This window comes from Desulfoplanes formicivorans (genome assembly GCF_001748225.1).
GTDB classification, from domain to species: Bacteria; Desulfobacterota; Desulfovibrionia; order Desulfovibrionales; family Desulfomicrobiaceae; genus Desulfoplanes; species Desulfoplanes formicivorans.
Genome location: NZ_BDFE01000004.1, coordinates 119,013 through 133,837 on the forward strand (window position 1 = coordinate 119,013; position 14,825 = coordinate 133,837).

Here is a 14,825-nt window from a genome sequence, read left to right on the forward strand (position 1 = left end):
CAGTAACACGTCTTGAACCATCAGCAACAAGCCTGCACAACACGTCTTGCAGGCATACCCTTCAACCCCCAAGGTAAAGCAAGAGTATGCAACCCATTGTCAAATGTACGGCAAAACATGTGGATTTTTTTTACGGTGATTTTCACGCCCTCCACGCCATTGACCTGGACTTCCATCAAAACGAAGTCACTGCCCTCATAGGGCCTTCCGGATGTGGCAAAAGTACCTTTTTGCGATGCATCAACCGGATGAACGACCTCATTCCCGGAACACGGATTGAGGGTGAACTGACTCTTGATGGGGAGGACATTTATGCCCCGGGTCTTGACGTGGTCACCCTCAGACGCCGGGTGGGGATGGTTTTTCAAAAACCCAACCCTTTTCCCAAGACCATTTTCGAAAACGTTGCCTACGGGCTGCGGGTCAACGGCATCAAGGACAAGGAATGCATTGCCCAGCGTGTGGAAGAAAGCCTCAAGCTGGCCGCCCTGTTTGACGAGGTCAAGGATCGCATCCACCAAAGCGCCCTGGGCCTTTCCGGAGGGCAACAACAGCGTTTGTGCATTGCCCGGGCACTGGCCGTGGAGCCCGAGGTCCTGCTCATGGATGAACCGGCTTCAGCCCTGGACCCCATTGCCACTCAGAAAATCGAGGAACTCATCCACCAACTCAAACAGCGATTCACCATTATCATCGTCACCCACAACATGCAGCAGGCGGCCCGCGTTTCCGACAGGACCGCTTTTTTCTACATGGGAAAGCTCGTTGAGGTGAACAAGACAGGCAAGATCTTCACCAAGCCCGAAAAAAAGCAGACCGAGGAGTACATTACCGGACGGTTTGGCTGATGGACCTGCCCGGACACCCCAACGCCATCCTCCATGGCCCCCATCTGCCCTTTTCATCCCTTGCAAACAACGAGTACGCCATGACCGCCAAAACCCATTTGCATAAAGAACTGGAAGCCCTGAAAGTCAGACTCCTTGAAATGGTTGCCCTGACCGAAAGGGCTGTACACAACAGCATCCGCGCCTATGTGGATCGCAATCAGGACCTGGCCGAGGCCGTCATTGACCAGGATGCAGCCATCAACGCCCTGGACGTGGAGATCGACAAGACCTGCCTGGAACTTTTGGCCAGAGAATGCCCCGTTGCCCAGGACCTTCGTTTTTTACTCGGGTGTGTGCGCATCTCCATTGAAATAGAACGCATTGCCGACGAGGCCGTCAACATTGCCGAACACTCCCTGACCCTGAGCAACAGGCCCCCTCTGCCCTTTCAGGATGATATCACTTTCATGGCCCACAAAGTATCCAGAATGTTTGAGCTGGCGATTCGGTCCCTGACAGCCGAAGATCCCCAAGGCGCCCTTGAGGTCAGGAACACGGATGACGAAGTGGATGCCCTGCATCACACCACCATCAAGAAAATCATCAAGTTCATGGTCAGCGATACTCCAGCCATTGAACGGTCCGTGTACACCATCAATATTGTCAAACGGCTGGAGCGCATCGGCGATCTGGCAACCAATGTGGCCGAAAGTGTGGTGTTCATCTTCAAGGGCATCAACATCCGCCACCACACCCGGTTTGACGGATTCGACGAATACTCTGCCTGAAGGGCAATCCGCCCGACAGGAGGCAACGCCCCCGATTACACCATGCATCCGAAGTTGCCTGGAGGCATGTCTGTTCCCCTTTATTTGCCAAATGACCGGCCCATGGCTGGAAACGTCCGGTTTTTCCCGGCCAACCATTTGACATTGTCCCGTGAGCGTAGCAAAAAAGTCATTGCGTCACAGCGATGCACGATGATCCTTCCCCTTCACCCCATCCCCTGACTCGACGCACGTTTCCCCTCTTTTCTCAACCATTGTGCATGAAAACCGGGCTCTTTGGCCCATTATTATTTATTTGCAAGGATGTTTCCATGACAAGAAACAAGAAAATCGGCCGCAATGATCCCTGTCCCTGTGGAAGCGGCCTCAAATACAAGCAGTGCTGCATGAGAAAAAACACGGCTCCTGTTGAATCCCTGGCCGAACAATACCTGCGCAAACACAAAATACGGCTCAAATCCCCCAAGGATATCGCCGGAATCCGTGCCTGTGGGGAGCTGGTCATGGCCACCTTCGAAGAAGTCAAAAATATCCTGGTCCCGGGCACGACCACCAACGAGATCAACACGGTTGTTCACGAATTCACGGTCAAGCACGGAGGCATTCCGGCTCCCCTGAACTACAACGGCTTTCCCAAAAGCGTCTGCACCTCGGTCAATGATGTTGTTTGTCACGGGATTCCCAGTGATTACGCCCTCAAGGACGGGGACATTGTGGACGTGGACATCACCACCATTTTGAACGGCTACTATGCCGACTGCAATCAGACCTTCTGCATTGGCACCCCTTCTGACGAGGCCAGGCAACTGGTGGCCATTACCCGGGAATCCCTCAAACGCGGCAAGGCCATGGCCAAGCCCGGCAACCATATCGGCGATATCGGCTGGGCTATCCAGCATTATGCCGAATCCCAGGGTTGCTCGGTTGTCCGGGAACTCGTGGGTCACGGTGTGGGGTTGGCCTTTCACGAACCGCCCGAGGTCCCCCATTTCGGCAAGCGGGGCTATGGCGTCAAAATCGTTCCGGGCATGGTCTTTACCATTGAACCCATGATCAACCAGGGCGCCCGCCACGTACGCACCCTTGACGACCACTGGACAGTGGTTACTAAGGATGGTTCCCTTTCGGCCCAATTCGAGCAGACCTTTGTCATCACCGAAGACGGCTGCGAAAGCCTGACTCCCTTTGACCTGTAGGAACTCTTTCATGCGCCAGACCATACGGATCCTTTTTCTGGGGATACTCATCCTCCTTGTCTTTGCCCCCATGGCCCACGCCTGGGGCATTGGTGTACATATGGCCATTGGCAACCATATCCTCGACCATTTGGGTCTCATTGCTCCGGCCATTGCCGCTGTTCTGACCAAGCACCCCCGATCCTTTCTCTACGGCTGTCTGAGTGCGGACATCTTCATTGGCAAGGGGTGCCGGACAACCTCCACCCACAGCCACAACTGGTCGGTGGGGAATCGACTTTTGGACCTTGCCCCGTCCGATCAGCTCAAGGCCTATGCCTATGGTTATCTGAGCCATCTGGCAGCCGATACCGTGGCGCATAATTTTTATGTGCCCAACATGCTCGCCATGACCCCGGGCAGCGGCAAATGGAACCATGTGTACATCGAAATGCAGGCGGACATGCATGTGGCCTGGAATCCGACCGAGGCCCAGGAGCTTTTCAAAAGCAAACACCAGGGAGCGGACAAGACCCTTCTTGCGGCCACGGCCAAGAAACCTTTTCCCTTTTACCTCAAAAAACAGCTTTTCCGAGGAAGTGTTCTGGCTTCGGGGCAAAAATCCTGGAACGTTTCCCTGGGGTTGATGGGCCAGGTCATTCCCAGAGCCACGGACCCGGTGTATCTTGACCAGATGGTTGTGCTCAGCCGCAATGCGGTATGCGATTTCCTCTGTGACCCCGAAAATGCCGCTGTCCTCGACCTTGACCCCGTGGGGACCAGGAATCTGCGAAGCGCCCATGTGGGGCGCAAAAAACGCAACAAGACTTTAAGACAGGGAAAATCCCTGCCCGTGTTCCCCATTCCCCTCAAACTCAGGGATCTTGTTCCCGGCAGACTCAACCGCCCGACCTGGCTTTTGGCTGCCAACGACAGCTAACCTTTTTCCTGCCAACGCCTTGATGAAAAATCCCGTTCCCCGCACAGCCGCCATTCACGATCTTTCCGGATTCGGGCGGACGTCCCTTTCCGTGGTCATTCCCATTCTTTCATGCATGGGCGTACAGCCCTGCTCCCTTCCCACGGCCGTTCTCTCCACCCACACGGGCGGTTTCCATAACTACCGGTTCGTGGACCTCACCGACCAGATGCAGTCCATTATCGACCATTGGAAGGAGATCGGCATCCATTTCGACGCTGTGTACAGTGGTTTTCTGGGATCATCCAGACAGATCGATATTGTCCGGGAATTCATTGGGGACTTTTCCTGCAAGGATCAGCTCATCCTGATCGACCCGGTGCTCGGAGACAACGGCAAGCCCTATTCCACCATGGACGCGTCCATGATCGCCCAGATGCGCGAACTGGTGAAGCATGCCGACGTGATCACGCCCAATTTCACCGAGGCCTCCTTTCTGCTAGGGGAACCCTATGATCCGTCCATCAGCCTTGAGGAACTCAAGGTCTGGACCAAGCGGCTGGCCGACAAAGGCCCAGGCAAGGTCATCATTACCAGCGTGCCCGTTCCCCAGGGCAAACACGTTTCCTCGGTGCTGGCCTACAACGCACGGGAAGACCGCCTCTGGAAAGTCGATTGCAGCTACATTCCGGCCCATTATCCCGGCACAGGAGACATCTTTGCCAGCGTCATCGTGGGTTCCCTGCTTCAGGGTGACAGCCTGCCCATCGCGTTGGACAGGGCCGTCCAATTCGTTTCCCTGGCCATCCGATCCACCTTTGGCTACGATTTTCCGGCCCGTGAAGGCGTTCTTCTGGAACGGGTCCTCCCCAGTCTCAACGGCCCGGTCATGGCCTCAAGCTACCAGATCCTGGAATAATCCCCATGCCTCATCCCATCCTTGCCAAGCAGTGCTTCATCTTTGATCTGGACGGAACCGTGTATCTGGGGGACCAGCCCATTGCCGGCACGGTCAGGTTCATTCAGAACCATTGGAACTCCAAGGATTTCTTTTTTCTGACCAACAACACCTCCAAAAATCTGCATACCTACCTGGACAAGCTGCACGGTCTGGGCATCCCGGCGACCCTCAACCAGATACTTTCCCCCCTGATTCCCCTGGTGGATCATCTGCACGAACAGGCCATCACCCGGGTCTACCCCGTGGGCAATCAGGAATTCACAGCCTATCTTGCAGAACATCTGCCCGGATGCGTGTTCACGGATGATCCTGCACAATGCCAGGCCGTTCTTGTGGGCTACGATACAGAACTGACCTACGCCAAGCTGCGCACATCCTGCCTGCTTTTGCACAATCCGGACATCGCCTTTCTTGCCACGCACCCCGACAAGGTCTGCCCTTCTCCCCAGGGCCCCCTTCCGGACACGGGCAGCTTTCTTGCCCTGTACGAGGCGGCCACAAACAGGATACCCGAGATCATTTTTGGCAAGCCCAACACGGTTGTGCTGCACACCCTTCTCAAACGCTACGAACCCCACAACATGGTCATGATCGGGGATCGGCTGTACACGGACATGGTGCTGGCCCGCAACGCCGGACTGGACAGCATTCTGGTTTTAAGCGGCGAATCCTCGCAAAAGGATGTGGACTCCTGTTCGGACAATCCCACCTGGGTTCTGCCGGATCTGGGAGGCATCTGATACGCCCCTCTCGGCTGGTCTTTTTCACATCTGCAGGGCCGAGATTGTTTGCAGGGATGCGCTCACAACCTGCCAACATGAACTCCACAGGGTAAACCCATCAAGCCGATCCGGCCCTGTTTCCCCCGACCTGTCTGCAGATCCTGATGCCCCGGGTATCATCAATATCAGTGATATTGCGCCTTGATCTGCCATGCCATAAGACAAGGCCCTCGCGCGTTGAGGACGACCTCATCGCTCACCATGCGAACGGGGACGACCCCATCATCCTTCAAGGAGTAGCACCATGAATTGGACGATTCTCGTCCTTGCCGGCCTGTTTGAAACCGGCTGGGCCATCGGCCTGAAGTTCACCCATGGATTTACCAGATTGTGGCCGACCGTTTGGACCATCCTGGCAATGGTGGTCAGCCTCTGGCTGCTGGGCATTGCAGTCAAATCACTTCCCGTAGGCACGGCGTACACGGTCTGGGTGGGTGTGGGAGCCATCGGAACGGTCATTCTCGGCATCATGCTGTTCGGAGAACCCGCCAATATTGGTCGGCTGATCAGCATCGGGCTCATTGTGGCCGGTATCATCGGGCTCAAGGTCGCATCCTAAAAGGCCCTCTCTCGCCGTCATGAAAAAAGCCCTTGCCGTAAACGGCAAGGGCTTTTTTCATGGAAACATCTCGCAACACATCGAGGTTACCACACAACGCATGCGTCCCTCATGGGAACATCATCTCCCCACTTAATCGAAGCTGTTCCAGTGACCGCAGTTCTCGCAGGAAAAGGACGAGGGGACATAGTCACCGTCCACCTTGCTGACCTCCACCACATTGATATGCCCGCAGTTTTCGCAGGGGATCAGGGCAGTTGCATCTTCCGGGTTGTAATCAAACAGTTCTCCATCAATGGTGATGGATTCCGAAAATTTCTCCATGTCCATGGCTGCCTCCCTGGTTGAGATGGTATAAACGCTGGTTTGCGCGATATATGACCATATAACAAAACCCCCGATGTGGAAATCTCCAAATCGGGGGTTTAACAATCGGGGTTATGGGTGGGGATAGTGTTTGACCCAGCCCTGGGAGGCGAGGGCAAACAGGGCACGGCGCGCCGTGCCCCTACGGGTCAGAGGACAGAGAAAAGATGCCAGTCATTGGCGCGACGTGTTTTTTCTGTGCACTGCGCACTGCGTACTGCGCACTCTCTTCTATTTTTCCGGATCGACCAGCCCTTTGACGAACCAACGTTGCATGAACAGCACCACAAGCACCGGCGGAAGCATGACAATGAGGGAGCCGGCCATGGCCACATTCCAGAAAGGAAGGTCATCAGCCTGGGGAATGATGTTCTGCAACCCGATGACCGCGGTCATCATCTTGGGATTGGTGGTGATGAGAAGAGGCCAGAGGTACTGGTTCCAGCCGTAGACAAACTCGATGACCACCAGGGCCGCGATATTGGTTTTGGACAGGGGGAGAAGGATCTTGCGAAAAAAGGTCATGGCCGAGGCCCCGTCCATCTTGGCGGCTTCGCAGAGTTCCTCGGGAATGGTCAAAAAGAACTGCCTGAACAGAAAGGTACAGGTTGCCGAGGCCACCAGGGGCAAGATCAAACCGGGATAACTGTCCAGCAGACTCAATTCCAGCGTGACCGAAATGTCATGGGTGGCAAACCAGTCCATCAGCCAGCCCAGATGCAACAGGTCAACCAGGGACTGAATCGGTCCCAGCAGATTGGCCGCCATCTCGTAGGTCGGCAGGATGCGCACTTCCACCGGGAGCATCAGGGTACAGAAGACCGAAACAAAAGCGATCTTGCGCAACCGGTAATCGAAATACACAATGGAAAAGGCCCCGAACAGGGACACAATGATCTTGCCTATGGTAATGCCCGAAGCCATGATGAACGAATTGGTCAGCTGGGTCCCCAAATCTCCCTTGACCCAGGCGGCCTTCATGTTGACCAGGAACTGATCACCGGGAATAAGGGGCATGGGAACCCGGGAAACATCCTCGATGGGCAGGGTAGCGGCGATGAGCGCATAGATGATCGGAAATCCGACGATCAGAATGCCCAAAATGAGGAAGACGTAGGTCAACGTATCGAGAATGGGTGTCTTTTCTACCATGATCTATCCCGTATATTGAACTTTTTTCTCCACATATTTGAACTGGAGAATGGTGACGATGATGATAATACTCATGAGAATGACGGACTGGGCCGAGGACGAACCGAGATTGAGTCCGATGAACCCGTCCTGATAGACCTTGTACACCAGAATGTTCGTCGAACCGCCCGGACCGCCCTGGGTCATGGTATGGATGACCCCGAAGGTCTCGAAAAAGGAATAGATGATGTTCATGACCATCAGAAAAAAGAGGGTGGGCGAAAGAAGCGGCAGGGTGATATTCCAGAACCGTCTGAAAGGGCTGGCCCCGTCCATGGCAGCCGCCTCGATGAGGGAAGTGGGAATGGCCTGCATCCCGGCAATGAAAAACACGAAATTGTAGCTGATTTCCTTCCAGGCACTGGCCATGATGACCATGACCATGGCATCGGAACCATGCAATACCGGATTCCAATCCACACCAAAGGTCTTTTTGATGATCAAAGCGACCACCCCGTAAGACGGATGAAGCAAAAAAAGCCACAAGATACCGGAAATGGCCGGAGCCACAGCATAGGGCCAGATGAGCATGGTTCTGATGACGGCCTTAACCTTACATGCCCGGTTGGCCAGGGTGGCAATGAACAGCCCCAAAGAAATGGAGGTCACGGCCGTTGCCCCAGAAAAAACCCCCGTAATCCCGATGGACTTGAGATACAGGGGGTCGGTAAACAGATCGACAAAGTTGTCGAACCAGACAAAACTGGTGTGCAATCCAAAAGGATCGCTCAGGAGCATGGAGTTGATCAGCCCGTTCAAGGCCGGCCAGTAAAAAAAGGTCAACGTGACCAGAACCTGGGGCAGGATCAACAGATACGGGAGATACTTGTTGGAAAAGATGGATCGCTTGATCATGGCAAACCCGTCGTGAAAATACGAAAAAAAGACATACCGCCCCGTGATGGCCGGGGCGGTATGACGACTTATATGTTCCTCAACAAAAACGACTAATTGTAAATCTTTTCAAAGGCACGAAGTTCCTTGTTGCCCCTGGCCACAGCATCATCCAGTGCCTGCTGGGGGGTCTTAGTGTCGTTCCATACCTTTTCAAGTTCTTCATTGACGATGTTACGAATCTGAACGAAATAGCCCAGCCGCAGACCGCGAGAATTCTTGGTGGGAATGGCCCGGTTGAGCTGTTTGATGCCCACTTCCTGATAGGGCTGTTCCTTGTAGTAACCCTGCTTCTTGAGTTCGTCATAAGCGGTCAGGGTGATGGGAAAATACCCGGTCTGCTTATGCCAGAAAATCTGCTGTTCCGGCTGGGCCAAAAAGGCCAGGAAGGCGGCTACGCCTTTGTACTCTTCCTTGGAGTGACCGGCCAGTACCCAGTTGGAGGCACCGCCGATGATGGAATTCTGGGGCCTGGCCATCCAGGATTCCACAGGCAAGGGGGCAACGTCCCACTGGAAGTCCTTGACCGCCTTTTTCAGTTTGGCAATGCCGCTGATGGAATCAATGTATACGGCTGCATTCTGGGCGATGAATTCAGCCTTGGGTCCCTGATATTTCTGGCCGCCATACAAAAATCTTTTGTCCTTCATCCAGTCCTTGAGCTGGGCGATGTGGGCGACAACCTGGGGACTATTGAACTGCAGGACACAGTCCAGACCTTCATACCCATTGGCCCTGGAGGCAAAGGGCAGGTTATGGATGGCACAATAGTTTTCAATCTGGGTCCAGGACTGCCACGCCGCAACCAGACCGGCGGGAGCGATCTTCTTGTCGATCATGGTCTTCAGGATGGTGCCAAGCTCATCCCATGTCATGGGGTCGGATTTAGACGGCAGGGGAATGCCCGCCTTCTTGAACATGTCCGCATTGTAATACATGACTGGGGTGGAGGAGTTGAACGGCATGGACATCAGCTTGCCGTCCTTGTTCATATAATAGGATAACACGGCCTGAAGATAGTCATTCCAGTTGATATCGTACCCGGCATCACTCATGAGCTTGTACACCGGATAGATAGCTCCTGAAAGCATCATGGTCTGGGTACCCACTTCGAAACTCTGGAGAATGTGTGGCTGTTTGTGCGCACGAATGGCCGCAATGCCCGCGTTGAGAACCTCGTCATAGTTACCCTTGTTGGTACCAATGACAACGTACTTGTCCTGTGACTTGTTGAATTTGTCGATCAAGGCCTTGCAGACTTCTCCGCGAGCACTGCGCATGGCATGCCACCATTGGATCTCGATTTTTTTGGCCATGGCATTGCTTCCCACAAGGAGCATGAGACTGGTCAACAGGACCGCTACAATTCGTTTCCCGCGCATCGTTTCTACCTCCGTTTGTAAGGTATCGGATTGGTTGAACACAAATTTGCGTGAGACTATTGTGACACTCTTTTTTGGTCAAGATACTTTTTATATGGGAGGACATGTTAGCAAAAAATGATAACATACTGTTTTTTAAGTTTTTATTTAAAAAAATATCCATTCTTGTCGTTTTTGTGCCGTTGAACTATGAGTTTCACGTCACTTTTGTTCGACAAAACCTATCTTCACCTTCAATGTATTCCGCCTGCAGGAACACATTGATATCACAACATATCGAAATAAAGAGAAATTTATGCTGCGCAACGATTATCAGGTCGCCGTTATCGGCGGCGGCATCAACGGGACCGGGGTGGCCAGGGAAGCGGTCTCCCGGGGATACTCCACCCTGCTGGTGGAAAAAAAGGATTTCGGTCATGCCACTTCCGGACAAAGCTCCAAGCTGGTCCACGGTGGTATCCGCTACCTGGAAAATTGTGATTTCAAACTGGTCCGCGAGGCCCTCAAGGAACGCAGAGTCCTCCTGAATACCGCCCCTCATCTGGTTCATCCCCTGCGGTTCAACATTCCGGTGTACAAGGATGACAAGCGACCGGCCTGGATGGTCCAGACAGGATGCAAACTTTACGACCTGTTTGCAGGACGCAAAAATCTTGCTCCGTCAAGCCGGTTGTCCACCAGGGAAATGCAGGGGCTGTCCATGCTTCGCCAGGACAACCTCTCGGCAGTGCTCCAATACTCCGACGCCCAGACCGACGACTCCCGCCTTTGCCTGGCAACGGCCCTGACCGCCGAAATGTATGGGGCCGACGTGCACAACTACATGACGGCCCGTGACGTCAAGGCCATGGGAACCCATTACCAGTTGGACCTGCATGACGAACGTACAGGGCACGACCATGTGGTCAAATGCAAATATCTGGTCAATGCGGCCGGTCCCTGGGTTCCCGGTCTCGACCGGGAGCTTTCTCCCCAGGCCGGGCATCCCCATCTCAAATATGTGCGGGGCATCCATTTTGTAGTGCCGAAAATGTTCGACCACACCGGCTTTCTGGTCATGCCTGCGGATGGCCGCATCGTCTTTGTTCTTCCCTGGAAGGACAACTTCACCCTCATCGGAACCACGGAATCGGAATTCAAGGGCAACGAATTCGACGACATTCCGCCCAGTGATGAGGAGATCAGCTACCTGATCAATGTGACCAACCACTATTTTCCCTCAAGCAAGCTGACCCTTGATGATGTCCTGCACATCTATTCGGGAGTGCGCAGCCTGGTTTCCCATGGCGAATCCAACATGACCACCATGTCCCGGGAATACACCATTGTGGACGATCACCAGTCCGTTGGTTCCGGCTACCTGGGGGTATTCGGGGGCAAGCTGACCACCTACCGCTCCCTGGGAGAAAAGGTGGTCGACCGCATTGCCGGGGATCTGGTTCCGGCCGGCGCCCGCAATCACCACACCGACAGGGACCCCATCATGGGAGCCGGCACGGTTCCCGAAGGGCTGGCCCATATCTGGACCAGGCGGCTGCAGGATGCCCAGGTATCATCCACAGCCGTGGCAACATGGGAAAAACGGTACGGTACCCAATGGCTTGAGGTAGCCAGATACGTTCTCGCGGAAAAGGGATTCGAACAGGAGATCCTGCCCGGTCTGTGGCGTGGCGAACTCGCCTACATGAAGGAAGTGGAAAAGGCGGTTTCCCTGAACGATATCATCCTTCGCAGAACCAAACTCGTGTATACGGCCTCGCAGGCTGACAAGGATATCCTGCAGGGCGAGCTGGATAAATTATAGCTGACAAGCCGGCACACCCTTCCCGAACCTTCAGGGCCGTATGTTGTTGTGCTGCGCCTTTGATTGTTCGCGGACCATCAGTCTCGTGGAACCGGCAGGGAGAGAACAATGGCAGAAGTCGTCATTTCCGACGTGTACAAGATGTATGGCAAGGTGGAAGCGATTCATGGAATCAACCTTCACATCAAGGACAAGGAATTCATCGTTTTTGTCGGCCCTTCGGGATGCGGCAAGTCGACCACATTGCGCATGATCGCCGGATTGGAAACCATTTCCGCCGGAACCATGCGCATCGGAGACCGCATCATCAACGATCTGGCCCCCAAGGACCGCCGCGTGGCCATGGTCTTCCAGAATTATGCCCTGTATCCACACATGAACGTGTACGACAACATGTCCTTTGGCCTCAAACTCAAGAAGCATCCCAAAGAGGTCATTCAGAGCCGGGTCCAGGAAGCCGCAGAAATTCTCGGACTGACCAGCCTGCTCAACCGGAAACCCTATGAACTTTCCGGAGGACAGCGTCAGCGCGTGGCCATGGGCCGGGCCATTGTCCGCAAACCTTCCGTATTCCTGTTTGACGAACCGCTTTCCAACCTGGATGCCAAGCTCAGAACCCAGATGCGGGCAGAAATCAAAAGACTGCACCAAAAGGTCAAATCAACCATCGTCTATGTCACCCACGACCAGGTGGAGGCCATGACCCTGGCCGACAGGATCGTGGTCATGCGGGACGGGCACATCGAACAAGTGGGCACGCCCAAGGAACTCTTCCGCAAGCCGGTCAACACCTTTGTGGCCGGATTCATCGGCAATCCCCCCATGAATCTGGTCCCATGCACACTGGACAGCGACAGCGCTACCCTCACCTGTCGGGGCAAATTCTCCCTTCCCCTGCCACAGGCCCAGGCTGATGCATTGCGCGCCAACGGTCACGGGAACAAGGACGTCATCCTGGGCATCAGGCCGGAAAACCTGAGCGTGAACGACGGCAAGAATGATCCCGTACCCGACGACTGGAAAGTGGACGCATTGGTCGATTTTGTGGAACCCTTGGGCAGCGAGACCTACCTGCATGTCAAGATCCAGGATATCGCCTTTCAGGCCAGGACCAAGGGCACGACCACCATCACCGAGGGTGACAAGGTCCCCCTTATTTTCGACCTGAAATACATGCATCTGTTTGATGCCGCCTCCCAGCAATCCCTGCTGTAACCCCGCTGATCAACCGGACAGGGGCGGCTGATGCAGCCCCTGTCCGGACCCCACCAAGACCCATCCTTTTCCGATACGACGAACTCCAGACCTCTTTGCCCCCCTCTTTGCGATGCATCCAAGGCCCTTGCTGCTTGCATTATCCAGGCCAAAAGCGTTATCCTCTGCACCGGTCTATGAGCAGTGGAAAAACGAGTTTGAACGCAAACCTTCGGTTACCCGAGTTACCATATGATCATAAGCGCCGAGATGAAATTGCGGGCATCGCTCATGCGCAAGGAAAGCAGATGCAGCCATTACCGGCTGGATTATCCCCACATGGACACCACAAACTGGAATGTCTGGATCAATATCTACCAGGACAGTGACGGAAACATGTGTCTGGAAAAGCAACCCGTTGGTACCTGGCCGAGCTGATACCCGGACAGTGCGCTCCATGGAAGGCACTCCTTGCCCCGACAGGCAATGGGGCGCTGATCATGCCACCACCGGGACAAGCCCCAAGGAGATTGCATGCACATCAACATGCAGTCCACTTGGGGCTTCGTTTAATCACCTCTTTTCCCCGTCACCCCGGGACTGGACCTTTGGCCTTCCAGCCAGTACATTGCCGGGTCACACCCCAACCAATGGTCCGTAATCATGTCATCACAATATCCACACGCACCCACACGCAACGCTGCTGCCCGGGGCATCTTTTTTTCCGACCTGGACGGCACCCTGCTCCGTTCGGACAACACCCTGTCCGCCGCTGACAGGGCCGCGCTGGAAGGCCTTGCCTCCCGCAATATTGTACGGGTCATAGCCACCGGCAGGTCCCTTCGATCCTTCTGCGATGTCATTGAGCCCGATTTTCCCGCGGATTACGTCATCTTTTCCACGGGAGCCGGTGTCGCCCGCATGGCAGAATATGAAATCATCAAAAAAAGCGTGCTAAACCGCGAAGCAATCATGCGCACGGTCCGGATTCTCCGCCAGGCAGCCATTGATTTCATGCTGCACCGTCCCATCCCCGAAAACCATTTTTTCGCGTTTGAAACCAACAGCCCAACAAATCCCGACTTCTCAACCCGTGTCAATCTGCACAAGCAATGGGCCTGTCCCCTCAGGGACGTGGAGACATGGTCCGAGGCAACGCAATTCGTGGCCATTCTCCCCCCGTGGCGGGATGCATCCGTGATTGACGACGTCCGGGCCGAACTGACCGATTTGAGCGTCATCCGGGCAACTTCTCCCTTTGATCATCAGTCCACGTGGATGGAAATCTTTCCGGGTCAGGTCTCCAAGGGAAGCTCGGCCTCGTGGCTGGGAACTCGCCTTGGCCTGACACCGGACACGACCATGGCCATAGGCAACGACTATAATGACCTGGCCATTCTTGAACATGCCGCCCACAGCTATGTAGTGGCCAATGCCCCCGGGGAACTGACCCGCAGATTTGCCACGGTCGCCTCCAACAACGACAACGGGGTCGCCCAGGCCGTGGCAAGATGGCTGCGGGAGTGTTCCTTTGACATTGACGCAACCCCCTGATCCCCGTACCCGGAAGTGCAATTATCTCAACCGTTCACAGGATCATGTCATGCCCAAACCCGATACCAAGCCCCTGTTGCACCTTGTTGCGGCCTGCAGATATTCCTGGAAGGGACTGACTGCGGCCGTTCGTCACGAGCACGCCTTCAGGCAGGAACTGATCGTCGCCGTCATCGCCATCCCCCTGGGCATCTACCTGGGTGAAGGCATGATACAGAAAGTGCTGTTGGCCGGCTCCTGGCTCCTGGTCATGATCGTGGAACTGCTCAACTCCGCTCTCGAAGCAGTGGTCGATCTGGTCAGTCCGGGCCACAATCCCCTGGCCGGACGGGCCAAGGATCTTGGTTCGGCAGCGGTCCTGCTGACCATCGTTCTGGCCGGCCTTTCATGGGGCATGATCCTCACGGAACATATGGGTTAAACCTT

General features: G+C 54.8%; 16 protein-coding genes. 12 read left to right on the plus strand and 4 right to left on the minus strand.

The window, feature by feature from the left end:
• Window positions 1-86: 86 nt before the first annotated feature.
• From pstB to sugE, 7 genes are all read left to right on the plus strand, one after another.
• Window positions 87-848 carry a phosphate ABC transporter ATP-binding protein PstB gene (pstB, locus tag DPF_RS00860; RefSeq protein WP_069856978.1) on the plus strand — a complete coding sequence of 254 codons (762 nt, stop codon included), beginning with the start codon at window positions 87-89 and terminating at the stop codon, window positions 846-848.
• The gene (gene phoU / locus DPF_RS00865) at window positions 848-1,618 is read left to right on the plus strand and encodes a phosphate signaling complex protein PhoU (RefSeq protein WP_231702102.1); all 771 of its coding nucleotides are present in this window, start codon (window positions 848-850) and stop codon (window positions 1,616-1,618) included. Before pstB ends, phoU begins: the two co-directional genes overlap by 1 nt.
• A gap of 311 nt (window positions 1,619-1,929) precedes the next feature.
• Window positions 1,930-2,814 carry a type I methionyl aminopeptidase gene (gene map, locus DPF_RS00870; protein WP_069856979.1) on the plus strand — a complete coding sequence of 295 codons (885 nt, stop codon included), beginning with the start codon at window positions 1,930-1,932 and terminating at the stop codon, window positions 2,812-2,814.
• 10 nt (window positions 2,815-2,824) lie between these two features.
• Window positions 2,825-3,733: a zinc dependent phospholipase C family protein gene (locus tag DPF_RS00875; protein WP_069856980.1), complete on the plus strand. Its 909-nt coding sequence runs from the start codon at window positions 2,825-2,827 to the stop codon at window positions 3,731-3,733.
• Between the two features lie 22 nt (window positions 3,734-3,755).
• On the plus strand, window positions 3,756-4,631 hold the full coding sequence (locus DPF_RS00880; RefSeq protein ID WP_069856981.1) for a pyridoxamine kinase: 876 nt from the start codon (window positions 3,756-3,758) through the stop codon (window positions 4,629-4,631).
• Window positions 4,632-4,636: 5 nt separating this feature from the next.
• Window positions 4,637-5,413 (plus strand): HAD-IIA family hydrolase, encoded by a 777-nt coding sequence (locus DPF_RS00885; protein WP_069856982.1) that lies wholly within the window; start codon window positions 4,637-4,639, stop codon window positions 5,411-5,413.
• Between the two features lie 286 nt (window positions 5,414-5,699).
• Window positions 5,700-6,014 carry a quaternary ammonium compound efflux SMR transporter SugE gene (gene sugE / locus DPF_RS00890; protein WP_069856983.1) on the plus strand — a complete coding sequence of 105 codons (315 nt, stop codon included), beginning with the start codon at window positions 5,700-5,702 and terminating at the stop codon, window positions 6,012-6,014.
• 132 nt (window positions 6,015-6,146) lie between these two features.
• Here the strand turns inward: sugE and DPF_RS00895 are convergent, their stop codons facing one another.
• The 4 genes from DPF_RS00895 to ugpB form a co-directional block, all read right to left on the minus strand.
• Complete coding sequence (locus tag DPF_RS00895; RefSeq protein WP_088178294.1) at window positions 6,147-6,344, minus strand: hypothetical protein; 198 nt, start codon at window positions 6,342-6,344, stop codon at window positions 6,147-6,149.
• A 267-nt stretch (window positions 6,345-6,611) separates the two neighbouring features.
• Window positions 6,612-7,532, minus strand: a complete 921-nt coding sequence (locus DPF_RS00900) for an ABC transporter permease subunit (RefSeq protein WP_069856984.1) — start codon at window positions 7,530-7,532, stop codon at window positions 6,612-6,614.
• Between the two features lie 3 nt (window positions 7,533-7,535).
• Window positions 7,536-8,426 (minus strand): ABC transporter permease subunit, encoded by an 891-nt coding sequence (locus DPF_RS00905; RefSeq protein ID WP_069856985.1) that lies wholly within the window; start codon window positions 8,424-8,426, stop codon window positions 7,536-7,538.
• A gap of 92 nt (window positions 8,427-8,518) precedes the next feature.
• Complete coding sequence (gene ugpB, locus DPF_RS00910; protein WP_069856986.1) at window positions 8,519-9,847, minus strand: sn-glycerol-3-phosphate ABC transporter substrate-binding protein UgpB; 1,329 nt, start codon at window positions 9,845-9,847, stop codon at window positions 8,519-8,521.
• A gap of 295 nt (window positions 9,848-10,142) precedes the next feature.
• Here ugpB and glpD point away from each other — a divergent pair, with 295 nt between their 5' ends.
• The 5 genes from glpD to DPF_RS00935 all read left to right on the plus strand — a co-directional run bounded on the left by glpD (window position 10,143) and on the right by DPF_RS00935 (window position 14,820).
• Window positions 10,143-11,651, plus strand: a complete 1,509-nt coding sequence (gene glpD, locus DPF_RS00915) for a glycerol-3-phosphate dehydrogenase (RefSeq protein ID WP_069856987.1) — start codon at window positions 10,143-10,145, stop codon at window positions 11,649-11,651.
• A 108-nt stretch (window positions 11,652-11,759) separates the two neighbouring features.
• Entirely contained in the window at window positions 11,760-12,866 is a 1,107-nt protein-coding gene (locus tag DPF_RS00920) for an ABC transporter ATP-binding protein (protein ID WP_069856988.1), read from the plus strand.
• Window positions 12,867-13,097: 231 nt separating this feature from the next.
• Window positions 13,098-13,283, plus strand: coding sequence for a hypothetical protein (locus DPF_RS00925; RefSeq protein ID WP_069856989.1), 186 nt, complete (start codon window positions 13,098-13,100; stop codon window positions 13,281-13,283).
• 225 nt (window positions 13,284-13,508) lie between these two features.
• Window positions 13,509-14,399, plus strand: coding sequence for an HAD-IIB family hydrolase (locus DPF_RS00930; RefSeq protein ID WP_083254378.1), 891 nt, complete (start codon window positions 13,509-13,511; stop codon window positions 14,397-14,399).
• Window positions 14,400-14,448: 49 nt separating this feature from the next.
• Window positions 14,449-14,820: a diacylglycerol kinase gene (locus tag DPF_RS00935; RefSeq protein WP_069856990.1), complete on the plus strand. Its 372-nt coding sequence runs from the start codon at window positions 14,449-14,451 to the stop codon at window positions 14,818-14,820.
• Window positions 14,821-14,825: the final 5 nt, after the last annotated feature.